Consider the following 14627-nt stretch of genomic DNA (forward strand, 5'->3'; position numbering starts at 1 on the left):
CCCCCCCCCCCCCCCCCCCCCCCCCCCCCCCCCCCCCCCCCCCCCCCCCCCCCCCCCCCCCCCCCCCCCCCCCCCCCCCCCCCCCCCCACCCCCCTGCGCCCACACCCTCGGCTCAGGCCGCGTCGGCGCCCTTGCGGCGGCGTACGGTGAACACCGCGCCCGCGCCGAGGGCGACCGCCGCCGCACCCGACAGCGCGATGACCGGCAGCCCGGAGGCCGCGCCGGTCTCGGCCAGCTTCCCGGTGACCGGCAGCTGCGCCTGCTGCTTCGTACCGCCGTGTGACGCCGGGCGGTTGGGGCGCGTGCCGGGCCGTCCCTGGGGGTCCGGCACATGGCCGGGCTTGCTGCTGCCGGCCGGCAGGATGTCGAGCGGATAGTCCGCGGCGTCCGAGAAGCCGCACTTCCGGTCCGCGTTCAGGTACCAGCCCACGCTGACCGCTCCGCCGCGACTGGCGGGAGTCTTCGCGTCGGCCTTCAGCCGTAGCCTGGCCTCCGCGTACTCCCCGGGCCGCAGACCGTCGGCACCGGCGATCGAGGCGAAGTAGCCGTCGCCCTCCTCGGAGCCCGCGACCGGCTTCCACCGGCCGGCCGCCGCGTCGAACCATTCGAGGGTCAGATGTCCGGAGACGTCGTCGCCGGTCTTCTCGGAGAGGGCGAAGACCTGCGCGTACGCCTCCACGGACAGGATGTGCCCGTCGGAGACGTTGGTGGCGCGGTAGGTGAAGCCCACCCAGCCGGACCCGGCCACGATCTTGCCCGGCAGACCGCGGAGTTCGGCCTTGACCGACCGCTCGCTGGACCAGTCCTCGCACTCCGGGCCGTCGGTGGGCGTGCTCGTCGGTGTCGCGGCGGGCGTGCCCGGCTCGGCCTTCTTGGCGGGGAGCGTCGCCTTGGGCGGGGCAGGCGCAGCGGTCTTCGTGTGGTCGCCGCCCTGCGGCGGCCTGCTGCTCGCGCCGGGTGTCGTGGTCGGAGTCGCGGTCGGTGTGCTGGTCGGCGTGGTGGTGGGCGTCGCGGTGACGGCCGGGGTCCTCCCGGGCGTCTCGGCGGCGTACGCGGCAGGTGCCGCCAGCAGGGCGGCGGGGGCTATGGCGGCCGTCGTGGTGACGGCGGCCAGGGCGCGGCGGAGCTTCATCGTGAAGACCTCTCGGGGCCGAAGTGCCGTGACCACGGCACCAGTTCGGGACAGGCCGTCGCGGTGGGGCGCGGTGTGGCCGATGCGATTGCAGATACTGACCGGCTGTGACCGGAAAAGGTTGCACGGCCGGAGCGAAGGCTCCTGCCCGCCTATGGCGAAAGCCCCCTCACGCCCATAGCGAAGGGCCCCGGGACGCCGCCCACGAGGGGGGTGCGGGCGGCCGCGGGGCCCTTGGCTTTCGGCGCCGGCGTCAGGGCAGCGTCGGCGCCGAGGGGGCGACGCCGGGGGGAGGGCGCCGCGGGCTCTCAAGTTGTCCGGGGGCGGGCACCCCCGCGGGCGCGGCATCCGTCGTACCGGCGCCGGTGGCTCCGGCGCTCGTACGCCGTGCGGCGGTCCGGACCGCCGACGGTCGCCGTCGCCCGCTCGTGGCACGGCGTGCCGCAAGTCCGGCCGCGCTTCGGGCACGGTGTGCCGCTTCTGTGCATCGTGCTGGACGCGCCACACCGGGCGCAACCGTTTCGACCGGATGCGGTCGGTCCCAGGCGTCCCCGAAACCGACCGCCCCATCGGATGTGACCGGGCTGCTGTCCCCTGCTGACCGGTCACAACACCGCAGCGAGGTCCCACGACGCGGACCGCTCCAAGTCGGTCGGCGTCTCATCGCTCCGGCGGATCCGCCCACGGGCGGCGTCTACGCGTAGTCCTGCAGACCGCACCTGGCTGGCGTGGCACCCGGAACAACGAAGCCCGGCGGGGGCCGGTCACGGCGCCGTACGGGTGAGTCGGCGGCGGACTCCCGTACCCGCGTCCCCCGCCTGCCCCCTGGGCCCGGCTCCCGCCTCGGATCCGCCGTCGCCTCAGATCCGCCCCCGGCACAGCTCCAGCAGCGTCATCGCGAGGGCGGTGCCGGGCCGGCCGAGCTGCCCCCGGTAGTGCTCCAGCACCTCCATCTCGCGGGACAGGTTCACCCGGCGCCCGCCGGAGCCGATGCGCTCGCGCTGGATGACGGCCGAGACGGCCATGCGTTCCTGTACGAGGCCGATGATCCGGCCGTCGAGATCGTCGATCCGCCCGCGGGCGTCCGCGATCACACCGGCCGCCGCCTCGGTGCGGGCGCCCGTGTCGGGCTTCACCGTGGCCCTGCCCGTGGCCTTGGCCACAGGAATCGTCGCCGGGTCCGTGACCGCCTGGATACCGCTCATGTCCGTCACTCCTACGGATCATGACCCCGCAGCCGCCGTCCGTACCGCCTACGGCCCCGCCACCCGCAGAAAAACCGAGCGCCCCGGGCCTGTACCGGCCCGGGGCGCCTGGGAAGTCGCTCGTCAGTTGATCAAGCAGCACGACCATGGCAGCCGGACGGGCCGGTGCCATAGGTAAAGACGAAGGTCAGCTGCTTGTACATGGCGCTCAGTATGAGCCCGTTAGAATCGAAAGTCCAACCCCTTGCACCACCACCGCCGGAAGGCCGCCGAAGTGCCATCAGCGACACCTGCTGCCGCCCCCGACGTCGTCCTGGTAGTCGACTTCGGCGCGCAGTACGCCCAGCTCATCGCCCGCCGCGTACGCGAAGCTCGGGTCTACAGCGAGATCGTGCCGTCCACCATGCCGGTGGCCGAGATGCTCGCCAAGAACCCCAAGGCGATCATCCTTTCCGGCGGCCCCTCGTCGGTCTACGCCGAGGACGCGCCCAGCCTGGACCGCTCCCTGTTCGAGGCCGGCGTCCCGGTCTTCGGCATGTGCTACGGCTTCCAGCTCATGGCCACCACCCTCGGCGGCACGGTCGACAACACCGGCGCCCGCGAGTACGGCCGTACCGACCTGCACGTCTCCAAGAACGCCTCGACCCTCTTCGAGGGCACCCCGGCCGAGCAGCCCGTGTGGATGTCGCACGGCGACGCCTGCTCCGCCGCGCCCGACGGCTTCACCGTCACCGCGTCCACCGACATGGTCCCGGTCGCCGCCTTCGAGAACGACGAGAAGAAGCTGTACGGCGTGCAGTACCACCCCGAGGTGATGCACTCCACGCACGGCCAGCAGGTCCTGGAGCACTTCCTCTACCGGGGCGCGGGCATCGAGCCGGTGTGGACGACCACCAACGTCGTCGAGGAGCAGGTCGCGGCCATCCGCGAGCAGGTCGGCAGCGCGCGGGCGATCTGCGGCCTGTCCGGCGGCGTGGACTCCGCGGTGGCCGCCGCCCTCGTCCAGAAGGCCATCGGCGACCAGCTCACCTGCGTGTACGTCGACCACGGCCTGATGCGCAAGGGCGAGACCGAGCAGGTCGAGAAGGACTTCGTGGCCGCCACCGGCGTCCAGCTCAAGGTCGTCGACGCCTCCGAGCGCTTCCTGAAGGCGCTGGCCGGCGTCTCGGACCCGGAGCAGAAGCGGAAGATCATCGGCCGTGAGTTCATCCGGGTCTTCGAGCAGGCCCAGGCGGAGATCGTCGCCGAGTCCGGCGCGGCCGGCGAGCCCGTGAAGTTCCTGGTCCAGGGCACGCTCTACCCGGACATCGTGGAGTCCGGCGGCGGCACCGGCACCGCGAACATCAAGTCCCACCACAACGTCGGCGGCCTCCCCGAGGACCTGGAGTTCGAGCTCATCGAGCCGCTCCGCCAGCTCTTCAAGGACGAGGTCCGCGCGGTCGGCGCCGAGCTGGGCCTGCCGGACGAGATCGTCCAGCGCCAGCCCTTCCCCGGCCCGGGCCTCGGCATCCGCATCGTCGGCGAGGTCACGCGCGAGCGCCTCGACCTCCTGCGCGAGGCCGACGCCATCGCCCGCGAGGAACTGACCGCGGCCGGCCTGGACCGCGAGATCTGGCAGTGCCCGGTGGTCCTGCTCGCGGACGTGCGCTCCGTCGGCGTCCAGGGCGACGGCCGTTCCTACGGCCACCCCATCGTGCTGCGCCCGGTCTCCTCCGAGGACGCGATGACCGCGGACTGGACCCGCATGCCGTACGACGTCCTGGCCCGCATCTCCACCCGCATCACCAACGAGGTGGCCGACGTCAACCGCGTTGTTCTCGACGTCACGAGCAAGCCCCCGGGCACCATCGAGTGGGAGTGACCCCCTCGTAGGTCCTCACTTCAGGTCAACACCGCAGCCGTCGCTCATCAGTTTGAGCGGCGGCTGCGGCGTTCTTGGTGGGTACGCTGGCCGTACGGCCCAGAATCCCGTCCAGGGGAGGACTCATGACCGCCGAGACTGCGCACCACTGGCCCGTGCCCCCGCCGGACGGTTACACCGTGGACGACCTGCTGACCCTGCCCGACCTCCCGCCGCATACGGAGTTGCTCGACGGGAGCTTGGTTTTTGTGAGCCCACAGCGTGATTTCCACAGCACGGTGATCGATTTGCTGGTGAGCGGACTGCGCCGCACTTCACCGCCTGAGCTGAAGGTGCGACGCGAGATGACCGTAGTGATCGACCAGCGCAACGGCCCGGAGCCGGACATCACGGTGGTGCGGGCCGCGGCGGCGCGCAGCCGGATGCAGTCGTATTTCCAGGTGCGGGACGTGCTCCTCGCCGTCGAGGTGGTGTCCCCGGAGTCCGAGGCCCGGGACCGCGACACCAAGCCGCACAAGTACGCCAACGCGGGCATCCCGTATTTCTGGCGGGTCGAGATGGCCGGCGTTGATGATCAGCCGGTGGTGCACGCCTTCGAACTGGACCTGGAGACGCGTACCTACCGTCCCGTCGACATCTTCCGGGAGCAGGTGAAGCTCGGCGCGCCCTTCGACATCGACATCGACCTCACCGCGATCGACACCCTGTGAGCGTCGACGTGCGCCGGTGAGGTCCGTGGGCCGGGGTTGCGGCGGCGAGTCATGGGCCGGCTGTGGCTCCAGGAGCGGGAACGGCCGGAGGAATGGGCTATCGTCCCTCCGCCCTGTAGCGGAGCCCGTCGACGAGGAGCGCGACCATGCTCTGTGTGGGGCTGCTGCCGTCCTCGTCGGCGGGCAGCGTCAGGTCGGCCACGGCGCGGAGCAGGTCTTCGGGGGCCAGGTCCAGGTCGGAGCGGATGTGGCCGGCGCTCGCCGCGGTGTCGAGGAGGGCGCTGAGGACGGGCACGAAGCGCTGCTGGAAGTAGCCGGGCAGGCTGTCGAAGGCCGGGTCGCCCGAGTGCAGCGCGCTGCTGAGGCCGCGCTTCGTGGCGATGAAGCCCGCGAAGCGCTGGAGCCAGCGGGCGAGCGCGTCGACCGGTTCGTACCGGTCCATGAGGGCGGGCGCGGCGTCGGCGCAGGCGTCGACCTCGTGGCGGAAGACCGCGGCGATCAGGTCCGCGCGCTGCGGGAAGTGGCGGTAGAGGGTGCCGGCGCCCACGCCCGCCTTGGCGGTGATCTGCCGTACGGGGGCGTCGACTCCGGAGGTGGCGAAGACTTCCGCGGCGGCGGTGAGCAGGGCGTCGGTGCTGCGCTGCGCGTCGGCGCGCACGCGCTTGGCGGGGCGTGCGTCCGCGGTGTCCGCCGTGCCCGCGCCGGTCTCCTGCTGCTGCGTGCCCTTGCTCACGGTCCTCCTCCGCCCATGGAACGCCGTTCCGGTTACGTCGGCGTCAGCGTAACGCGCGGCGTCCGGCACCGGCCATGGACGGCTCTGTCCGGAGGAGCGGCTTCCGCTCAGCTCACTGGAGCCAGAACCGTGTCCGCTCCAGCCACACGTCGAGCAACTGCCGGTCCCCGACGGTCTCCACGCCGCCGGCGACGGCGGGCCGGCCGTAGAGGAAGAGCACCAGGTCGGTGATGGTGCCGCGGACGGCGACCGCGGCCTTCTCGTGGGCGGGCCGCCAGACGGGGGCCGTGCCGGTGAGGTCCACGAACCACTCGGCTTCCGTGTCCGTGGCGTGGAAGTGCAGGGTGCGGCCGGGGCCGAGCAGGGTGGGTGCGCCGGGCTGCTCCTCGGCGATCTCCTCGACCGCGTGGAAGCCCATCCACTCGTCGAGTGCGTCGCGCGCCACGTCCGCGTCCAGGACGTACTCCCGGCCGGCCGCCAGCGCGGCGTCGGCCCGGTGCAGGGCGGTTTCGTGTGTCATCCGGCGGGCCCAGAAGACGGGCGTTCCCCCGGGGGCGACGGTCCATACGGGTACGTCGGGTCCGGCGGCCCGCAGGGTGTCCGACAGCCGGGTGGCGCCCTCGGCGAGCAGGGCGTCCAGGGCGGACGGGTCCTCGCCGGTGAGTTTCGGCATGTCGTTGACCAGTTCGTCGGAGACGGGCTCCGTCGAGCGGGTGCCGACGATCGTCTCGACCCAGCGGTGTGCGCCGTTGACGTGCCGGATGAGCTGGCCGAGGTTCCAGCCGGGGCAGGACGGCACCGTGGCGGCCGGGTCCGCGCCCTTGACGGTGTCCCGCAGCAGGTCGGCCTGGTGGACGATTTCGGCGCAGTAGCGGTCGTAACTCAGGGGAGTACCGGTCGTGGCAGCCATGGGGGCACGGTAATGGCCCGGCCGCCGCTTCCGTAGTGAATTTCGGCGGCGGGCGGGGCCCTGCCTCCGCCGCGGCCGGGCCCCGCTCCCGGCGTGGCCGGGGTGTGTCGGCGGGGAATGGTGCCGCACCTCTGTTCACCCCCGCTACCGGCAGGTAGCTTCCGCTTCGAGCCGTACGTGCGTAAGGAGGAAGCCGCCATGCCCGACCCCACGCCGAACACCCCGCCCACCCTGCCCACGCCGAACACCCCGCCGGCCCCGGTCCCCGCCGACCAGCTGCACTTCGCCATGCCGCCGCAGCACGCGACCGTCGAGGACGAGCGCCGCCACCGTAAGGAACGCCTCGCTGCGGCGCTGCGGCTCTTCGGGCGCTTCGGGTTCGAGGAGGGGGTGGCGGGCCACATCACCGCCCGGGACCCGGAGTTCACCGACTGCTTCTGGGTGAATCCGTTCGGCATGTCGTTCAAACACATCACGGTCGGCGACCTGATCCTCGTCAACCACGAGGGCAAGGTCGTCGAGGGCCGCCATCACGTCAACCAGGCGGCGTTCGCGATCCACGCGCAGGTCCACCGGGCCCGCCCGGACGTCGTCGCCGCCGCGCACAGCCACTCGGTGTACGGCCGTGCCCTGTCCACCCTCGGCGAGCTGCTGGACCCGATCACCCAGGACGTGTGCGCGTTCTACGAGGATCATGCTCTGTTCGACGATTACACGGGTGTCGTGGTGGACGAGGAGGAGGGGCGGCGGATCGCGGTCGCGCTCGGGCCGCACAAGGCTGTGATCCTGCGTAACCACGGCCTGTTGACGGTGGGTGATTCGGTGGACGCGGCGGCCTGGTGGTTCATCACGATGGAACGTTCCTGCCAGGTGCAGCTCACCGCGCGGGCCGCCGGCAAACCCGTACTGATCGACCACGAGAACGCCGTGCACACGCGGGAGCAGCTCGGCAACGACCTGGTGGCGTGGATCAACTACCAGCCGCTGTATCAGCAGATCACGCGCAGTGAGCCGGACCTGCTGGGCTGAACCCGTACGGTCCGTGCCGTCCGCGTACGGTCCGTGCCGCGTACGGCCCGGCGTCAACAAGCCGGGGCGCCCGTCACCGCTCCACATCCCCCGTCACCGCCCGTAAAGCTGCCCGTCCGGCTTTTCGACCTCCCCGCTTACGGCACAATTCCCTCTCAGTACGGTGAAGTTGGCAACGACTGGTGGCTGGGGCGGAGCGGACGTGTCGGTGGAGACGACGGGCGGGACGACGGGGGCGTCCGGATCGCCCGGAGGGACAGAGGGGTTCCCGGCGCCGGGGGCGGCCGGCGGGCCGGGGTCCGGAGCGGGCGATCGCGGTGGATACGGCGATCCCGGCGGGTACGGCGATTACGGCGGGCACAACCGTGACGGCGGTGACGGCGGCGGTGACAACGGTGACTGCACCTGCGGAAAGTGCCCGCGTGGCGCCCGCGAGGGGCATCGCAGGGCGGTTGCCGCGTTCGTGGCGCTGCGCGAGGAGTACGCCGCGGGCCGTGGCGTACCGGCCGCGCTGGCCCACTCGGCGGGCGCGGCGCGGCAGTGGGTCTCCGACGAACTGGCGCTGTCGGCCCGTACGGTCGCCGAGCGTGCCGCCGCCGAGGGTACGGCCTGGCTGGACGCGGTGTGGCGGCGCACGCTGCTGGTGCTGTGGGCCGGGATCGGCGTGCTGGTGCTCGTACAGGCGCTCACCGCGATCGGTACGGGCTGGACGGTGTCGCGTACGGCGGGGCTGGTGGCGGCGGTGGCCATGGCGCTCGCCCTGACCGGCGCGGGGTGGCGCCACCGGGCGCGCGGCGGCCTGCTGGCGCCGCTGATCGGTGAGGACAACCGGCTCTCGACCTCGCGCACGGTGGCGGCGGGCTGGTTGCTGCTGGTGGCATACGCCGTCCTCGTGCAGGCCGTCCACCTGGCCGTGGTGACGGACGCGGACGCCCGCCGGGTGCTCGTGGACGGCCTCGAACTGCCGCGCGGCGCCGGGCTGCTCACCGTCCTGGCGACCACCTGCGCGGTCGCCGTCCTGGTCCGTCGGGTCGTCGCCGTGCGCATCCAGGGGCGCCGCCTGCAGAAGGTGCGCGCGGAACGGCCGCGCGCCGCCGACCTGCTGACGGACGACGCGGGGCGCGGCAGCCTCACCGACACCCAGTTCCTGCTGCTGAACGTGGCCGCGGTGTCCTTCGCCGTGGTCCGGCTGGCCCGCGACCCTTCCCGGCTGCCGGACCTCCCGTGGGCGTTCGCCGCCGTCGTGGTCGTCGGCTCGGTCATGTACCTGGCGGGCAAGTACGCGGAAGGCGGCCGTCCGGTCGTCCTGTCGGTCGTACGGGCCCGCGAACCGGGCGATCTGGCCGCGCCCATCCGTACCGGCGACGACATCGAGATCCGCGGCACCGGCTTCGTGCCGCCGGGCGCGCAGGGCGCGGACGCGCTGGCCCGTACCGTCGTACGGATCGGGGCGGTCCACGTGCACGTACCGCTGGTGCCGGTCGCCGGCGGATTCGGCAACCCGACGGACGGCGTGCTGACCGTGCCCGTCCCGGCGGACGTCGAGCCGGGCCGGGTGGAGGTCAGGGTCGTCACGGCGGCGGGCGTGGAGACCAACGCTCACACGATCGACGTACAGGACTGACGGCGCACCGGCGCATCGCGCTGAACGCCGGGTACGCGCAGCCGTCCGTACCCCTTGGGAAACACCCGGCCGCGGGCACACCATCGTCCGCGTCCGGTGGCGACGGAGAGGCGGGACGTCATGTCTCACGCGGATCGTGCGGCCGGCAGCGGCCTCGGCGGGGCCGGAGCGGGCAGGGGAGGCGGGCCGCGCGCGACGATGGCGCGGTACGCGCTGCTGCCGCTGCGGATCTTCCTCGGCGCGACCTTCGTCTACGCGGGCCTGGACAAGCTGACCGACCCGGCCTTCCTCGCCTCCGGCGGCACCGGCTCGGTCGGCGAACTGATGCGGCAGGTACGGGACGCCTCGGCCGTGCCCGCGCTGGTGGACCTGGCCCTGAAGAACCCGGCGGGCTTCGGTTACGCCATCGCCGCGGGGGAGCTGGCCGTCGGCATCGGCACGCTCACCGGCCTGTTCACACGGGTCGCGGCGCTCGGCGGCGCGCTGATCTCGCTGAGCCTGTGGCTCACCGTGAGCTGGTCGGCCGAGCCGTATTACTACGGCAACGACCTGGCGTACCTGATGGCGTGGCTGCCTCTGGTGCTGGCCGGAGCCCCGATACTGTCCCTGGACACGACCCTGGCGGCGCGCCGCAGCAGGCAGGGGCGGCAGTTGTTCGGGTGAGCGGTTACCGGTTGCGGCAGGGGCGTTCCAAGGGGGGCAGGGCTCCGGCACGCCATGTACGAGGTGTACGAGAACGGCGGCGAGAGGGCAGCCTCGACCGGGAAACCTGGCACCACCTGATCGGCCTGCTCATCGAGTACAGCCCGGACGGCCCGGACACCCGCGTCCTGGTCCATTTCTGTCCGAACATGTTCCACCACCACGTCCCGACGGTGCTCACCGGCCGCCTCGGCGACGCCCGCCGCCTGCACCATCACCCCGACCTGAGGGCCTGCAGCCCCTCCAACATCTGGCCCGTGGACCGGTCGTGGATCACCTACACCGACTATGACCTGCACGGCACCAAGGTCGCAGGCCCCACCCCGCTGATCGAGGCCCTCCTCGGCGACCCGGACCTCGAAGCCCTCCGGCTCCCGTGGAAACCCTGACCCGTCCCCGCGTCCCCGCGTCACCGTCCTTCCGGCGAACGATGGCGTCGCACGCCGGCCCACACGGCCGCCGTGATCCCGGACAGGCACAGTCCCGCCGGTACGGCCAGTACCGGCAGCGCCCCCGGCAGGTCCCAGGCCCCGGCCGCCTCGCCCGCGTAGGCGCCGCCCACACCCAGCGCGGTCAGGCCGGTGAGGAGCCGGGCGGGCTCGAAGGCGTGGCGCTTCACTGCTGTCCTCCCGTCTGCGGAGCGGCCCGCTCCACTTCCACCTGCCCCGCGCCCACCTTCAGGTCGAGGTCCAGCGTGCCGTGCGGCTTCTCGCCCTTCTTCAGGCCCGTCGCGGGCAGGGTGACGGTCTGGTCCTGGTCGGCCGCGAGGTGGAAGTCCTCCGGCGTCTCGCCCGGCAGCCGGACGTCGCCGAGGCCCACGTCGATGTGCAGCCGCGCGGTGACGCCGTCGGGCACGGTCACGCTGAGCTGTCCGGCGCCGACCGTGGCCCTGGTCCGTACGGTCTGCCCGTTCTTGAACGGTACGTTGCTCAGGTCCAGCTCACCGCGCCCCGCCCCGAGTTCGTACAGCGGCTGTACGGAGGCGGTGTCCATCGGGAGCCAGACGCGGTTGCGCCAGTCCGCGCTGATGTCGTCCGGCAGTACCGCGGCGCCCGCCAGCAGCAGGGACGTCAGGATGACCATGAAGACCGTGCCGCCGCCGGTCCGCCCGAACCAGGCGCTGAGGACCAGGCCGAGGCCGAACACGACGAGCGCGGCGGACAGCCCGGCGACCAGCGCGGTGTTCAGCGGGTGTTCCGCCCCGGCGGCCGCGCCCGCCCCCAGGCCCGCGACGAGCGCCAGCAGGAACGTCCAGCCGCCGATCGGCCGGCCCGCCCGGCGGCGCCGGACCGGTGCGCCGGTCCGTGGCGCTCCGGGCGCCCCGGCCCACGCGGTCGCGCCGGAGTTCCAGCCCGCCGCCCCGGCCGTCCCGTGTGCCGCGTACGCCTGCTCGTGCCCGTACGGAGTGTCGCTCGGTCCCCAGAGGTAACCCGCGCCGGCCGCCCCTTCCTTGGAGTCCTTGGAGAGCGGGTCCCGCCACCAGGACGGGCTGTTCCGGGTGGGCGGCGCCATCGTCTCGGGCGGCGCGGCGTCCACCACGGCCTGCGCGGTGGCCGGGTCGGTGGCGCCCGGCCCGTCCGTCACCGCCGCGCGGCGCTGCCGTGACCAGTACGCCGAACCGCCCACCGCCAGCGCGAGCATGACGGTGAAGGTCAGCAGGCCGCGGTTGGCGAGGGAGGTCAGGAAGAAGCCGCAGCCGACCAGCGCGAACAGCAGCGCGGTCAGCGCCGTGCCCTCGACCCGGCCGGAGAGCAGCTTGCGGCCCTCGTTCTCGTCGTCGCCGTCCTGCGGGACCAGCAGCCAGGCGAAGCCGTACGCGATGAGGCCGATGCCGCCGGAGGCCGCCAGTACGGCCAGCACGATCCGGAAGATCACCGGGTCCAGGCCCCAGTGCCGGCCCAGGCCCCCGCACACCCCGGCGATCACCTTGTGCCGCCGGCTGCGGCGCAGGGGGGCCTGGGGAGCCGGGCGGCCCGGCGCGTCGGCGGACGGCGGGGTGCCGGTGGGACCACTGGTGGCTCCGGCAGGGCCGGACGCGGCTCCGGTGGGGCCCGTCGTCTCCTCGGCGGGCGCAGCATCGTTCATGCGCCCATGGTGGCAAGCGGGACCGGCGGGCGGCATCCGTGGGAACCCTGGTTGGTCCCTGAGATCGCCCCGGCACCCCGGAAGACCGCCTCCGGTACCGCGTCTCTACGGGCGGGCACGCGTCCCTACGGGCGGGCGCCTCGGCTCACGTCACGTCCGAGGGCCGGGCGTGCCGGGTCGCGGCGTCGGCGTACCGACGGGCCAGACGCGCGCAGGCGTCCTTGAGCTGATCCGGCCCCACGATCTCCATGTCCGCGTCGAATCTGCCGAGCGCGGCGGCCAGGGCAGGCCACGACCAGGACCCCAGCACGAGGCGGCAGCGGTCCGGGCCGATCTCCTCGACGACGCCGTCACCGGCGTACCGGGACACGGCGGCCGCGGGCATCGCGAGGATCGCCTCCCCCTGACAGGGCCACCCGCCCGCCCCGTCGGAGCCCTGGAACTTGCTCGATATGAAGGCGCCGACATCTCCACCGGGCAGGTCGCGCGGGGTGAAGCGGGGGCCGGCAGGGGTACGCGGCGCGATCCGGTCCGCCCGGAAGGTACGCCAGTCCTCGCGGTCGAGGTCCCAGGCGACGAGGTACCAGCGGCCTGCCCAGGTGACGAGGTGGTGCGGCTCCACCCGGCGCGGCGGTACGGGCCCGCACTTTTGCGGCGCGGTCCCCGGGCCGTCCGGTGGCGACACCGGTACGTAGTCGAAACGCAGCACCTCGCGGGCGTGGACGGCCGCGCCGAGCGCCATGAGCACACCGCTGTCGACCTGCGGGTGCGGCCGGGCGGCCGGCCGTTCGACGGCGGTGACCTGAAGGGAGTCGATCCGGCGCCGCAGCCGTGCGGGCATCACCTGCCGGACGGTGTGCAGGGCCCGCGCCGCGGCTTCCTCCACACCGGCGCCGTTGGCGGTGGCGACGCGGAGCGCGACCGCGAGGGCGACGGCCTGTTCGTCGTCGAACAGCAGCGGGGGCAGCTCCGACCCGGCGTCGAGCCGGTATCCGCCGTCGGGCCCCTTGGCCGAGGCGATCGGGTAGCCGAGTTGGCGCAGGCGGTCGACGTCGCGGCGTACGGTGCGCGGGCTGACGTCCAGCCGTTCGGCCAGCAGCGCCCCCGGCCAGTCGCGGCGTGCCTGGAGCAGCGAGAGCAAGGACAGCAGGCGCGCCGATGTCTTCTGCATGTCTCCCATCCTGCCGTGCGTAGAGGACACAACCTGTCCGCTACCTCCGGCAGTGTGGGGGGCAGGCAAGCCCGACAGGACAACAAGCCCGACAAGACCACAGGGCCGATACGGCAAGGACGCAGATGACCGTTCTCGACACCCGGGCGCTCAACCGCGCCACCCTCGCCCGGCAGTTGCTCCTCGACCGCGCGGACCTGCCCGCCCTGGACGCGGTGGCGCATCTGTGCGGCCTCCAGGCGCAGGAGCCGCAGGAACCGTTCGTCGGCCTCTGGTCACGGCTGCACGCGTTCGCCCCCGCACAGCTCTCGGACCTGCTGACCGGACGGCACGTCGTGCGCACCCACCTCATGCGCCGTACCGTCCACCTCGTCACCGCCGCCGACGTGCTGGCCTGGCGCGGCCGCCACGACGCGATGCTGCGGCAGCGCGTCCTCGGGACCTACCGCCGCGAACTCCAGGACGTGGACCTCGACGCGCTCGCCGCCGCGGGCCGCGCGGTCATGGCCGACGGCGCGCCCCGTTCGATGTCCGAGCTGGCCAGGGCCGTCGCCGAACGCTGGCCCGGGGTGGGAACGCGGCCGCTGGGGGAGATGCTGGTCGCCGCGCTCATCCCGATGGTGCAACTGCCACCGCGCGGCCTGTGGCGTACGAAGGCAGGCGTACGGAATGTCCCGCTCGCCTCCTGGCTGGGCCGCGAGATCGCCCCACCGACGCCGAACGGCTCCGGAAAGGGGAGCCCCGGCGTGGACGGCCCCGACCCCGTAGGCCGATCCCTGGTCCGCCGCTATCTGACCGCCTTCGGCCCCGCCGCCTCCGCCGACCTGCGCGCCTGGTGCGGCCTTGCCGGGCTGCCGCGCGCGGTCGCCGCCATACGCGAGGAGCTGGTCACCTTCCGGGACGAGCGCGGCCGGGAGCTCCTGGATCTGCCCGGCGCGCCGCGCCCCGACCCTGACACGCCGGCCCCGGTGCGATTTCTTCCCGCGTTCGACAACGCGATCCTCGGTTACCACGACCGCGGCCGGATCATCGACGACGCCCACCGTGGCCTGTCCGTCGCCGGTGAACGCGTCGTCCTGGTGGACGGCCGGGTCGCCGCGACCTGGACCACCGAGGACGGCGCCGTGACGGTCTCGCCGCTGCGCCGTTTCTCCCGGGCCGAGCGCACGGCCGTGACCGGGGAGGGGGAGGCGCTGGCGGCGTTCCTCTCCGACGGGGAGAGCCGGCGCGCGAAGATCGACTCGTCTTCCGGCTGAGCGGCGGGCGCCGTGGCCGCGTGACGGATTCCGCACACGTGTCCGATGGCTGCGCCCCGCCCCTCTGCCGGGAGCCGTCGGACGACTATCGTTGCGCCGGACACGTGTACGGGGGGAACCGAAGGGGCGCGGCGCGGTGACGGAGGCGGCGGTGGACGACGGGCGGCTGGTCGCCGGGCGGTACCGCCTGGTGGAGGAGATAGGCCGG

The 14627-nt window shown here is 73.3% G+C and carries 14 protein-coding genes; 7 read left to right on the top strand and 7 right to left on the bottom strand.

Translation table 11 applies throughout. From position 1 onward, the window contains the following. Window positions 1-113 precede the first annotated feature (113 nt). Together ACZ4Z1_RS30155 and ACZ4Z1_RS30160 are read right to left on the bottom strand one after the other, a co-directional pair. Window positions 114-1133 carry an LPXTG cell wall anchor domain-containing protein gene (locus ACZ4Z1_RS30155; protein ID WP_468489807.1) on the bottom strand — a complete coding sequence of 340 codons (1020 nt, stop codon included), beginning with the start codon at window positions 1131-1133 and terminating at the stop codon, window positions 114-116. Between the two features lie 860 nt (window positions 1134-1993). Further along, on the bottom strand, window positions 1994-2338 hold the full coding sequence (locus ACZ4Z1_RS30160; RefSeq protein ID WP_468489808.1) for a chorismate mutase: 345 nt from the start codon (window positions 2336-2338) through the stop codon (window positions 1994-1996). A 274-nt stretch (window positions 2339-2612) separates the two neighbouring features. Here ACZ4Z1_RS30160 and guaA point away from each other — a divergent pair, with 274 nt between their 5' ends. After that, window positions 2613-4199, top strand: coding sequence for a glutamine-hydrolyzing GMP synthase (gene guaA, locus ACZ4Z1_RS30165; RefSeq protein ID WP_468489809.1), 1587 nt, complete (start codon window positions 2613-2615; stop codon window positions 4197-4199). Between the two features lie 125 nt (window positions 4200-4324). Then, window positions 4325-4909, top strand: a complete 585-nt coding sequence (locus ACZ4Z1_RS30170) for a Uma2 family endonuclease (protein ID WP_468489810.1) — start codon at window positions 4325-4327, stop codon at window positions 4907-4909. Between the two features lie 97 nt (window positions 4910-5006). Here ACZ4Z1_RS30170 and ACZ4Z1_RS30175 read toward each other — a convergent pair whose 3' ends face one another. After that, window positions 5007-5567: a TetR/AcrR family transcriptional regulator gene (locus tag ACZ4Z1_RS30175; RefSeq protein WP_468489979.1), complete on the bottom strand. Its 561-nt coding sequence runs from the start codon at window positions 5565-5567 to the stop codon at window positions 5007-5009. Between the two features lie 187 nt (window positions 5568-5754). After that, entirely contained in the window at window positions 5755-6552 is a 798-nt protein-coding gene (locus tag ACZ4Z1_RS30180; RefSeq protein WP_468489811.1) for a maleylpyruvate isomerase family mycothiol-dependent enzyme, read from the bottom strand. 198 nt (window positions 6553-6750) lie between these two features. Between ACZ4Z1_RS30180 and ACZ4Z1_RS30185 the strand changes: the two genes are divergently transcribed. From ACZ4Z1_RS30185 to ACZ4Z1_RS30200, 4 genes are all read left to right on the top strand, one after another. Beyond that, window positions 6751-7581, top strand: coding sequence for a class II aldolase/adducin family protein (locus ACZ4Z1_RS30185; protein ID WP_468489812.1), 831 nt, complete (start codon window positions 6751-6753; stop codon window positions 7579-7581). A gap of 463 nt (window positions 7582-8044) precedes the next feature. Further along, a complete protein-coding gene (locus ACZ4Z1_RS30190; protein ID WP_468489813.1) occupies window positions 8045-9205 on the top strand; it encodes a hypothetical protein in 1161 nt (386 codons plus the stop codon). Window positions 9206-9325: 120 nt separating this feature from the next. After that, a complete protein-coding gene (locus ACZ4Z1_RS30195) occupies window positions 9326-9868 on the top strand; it encodes a DoxX family protein (RefSeq protein ID WP_468489814.1) in 543 nt (180 codons plus the stop codon). Next, window positions 9865-10296, top strand: coding sequence for a hypothetical protein (locus ACZ4Z1_RS30200; protein ID WP_468489815.1), 432 nt, complete (start codon window positions 9865-9867; stop codon window positions 10294-10296). Before ACZ4Z1_RS30195 ends, ACZ4Z1_RS30200 begins: the two co-directional genes overlap by 4 nt. Window positions 10297-10316: 20 nt before the next feature. Here ACZ4Z1_RS30200 and ACZ4Z1_RS30205 read toward each other — a convergent pair whose 3' ends face one another. The 3 genes from ACZ4Z1_RS30205 to ACZ4Z1_RS30215 form a co-directional block, all read right to left on the bottom strand. After that, window positions 10317-10526, bottom strand: a complete 210-nt coding sequence (locus ACZ4Z1_RS30205) for a hypothetical protein (protein WP_468489816.1) — start codon at window positions 10524-10526, stop codon at window positions 10317-10319. Beyond that, entirely contained in the window at window positions 10523-11992 is a 1470-nt protein-coding gene (locus ACZ4Z1_RS30210; protein ID WP_468489817.1) for a PspC domain-containing protein, read from the bottom strand. The genes ACZ4Z1_RS30205 and ACZ4Z1_RS30210 overlap by 4 nt, the downstream gene beginning before the upstream one ends. Window positions 11993-12137: 145 nt before the next feature. Further along, the gene (locus ACZ4Z1_RS30215; RefSeq protein WP_468489818.1) at window positions 12138-13163 is read right to left on the bottom strand and encodes a helix-turn-helix transcriptional regulator; all 1026 of its coding nucleotides are present in this window, start codon (window positions 13161-13163) and stop codon (window positions 12138-12140) included. 125 nt (window positions 13164-13288) lie between these two features. On the opposite strand from ACZ4Z1_RS30215, the gene ACZ4Z1_RS30220 reads away from it, so the two are divergent. Next, window positions 13289-14419, top strand: coding sequence for a winged helix DNA-binding domain-containing protein (locus tag ACZ4Z1_RS30220; RefSeq protein ID WP_468489819.1), 1131 nt, complete (start codon window positions 13289-13291; stop codon window positions 14417-14419). The last annotated feature ends 208 nt before the right edge of the window (window positions 14420-14627 follow it).

It is taken from the genome of Streptomyces sp. NPDC030165 (genome assembly GCF_055573595.1).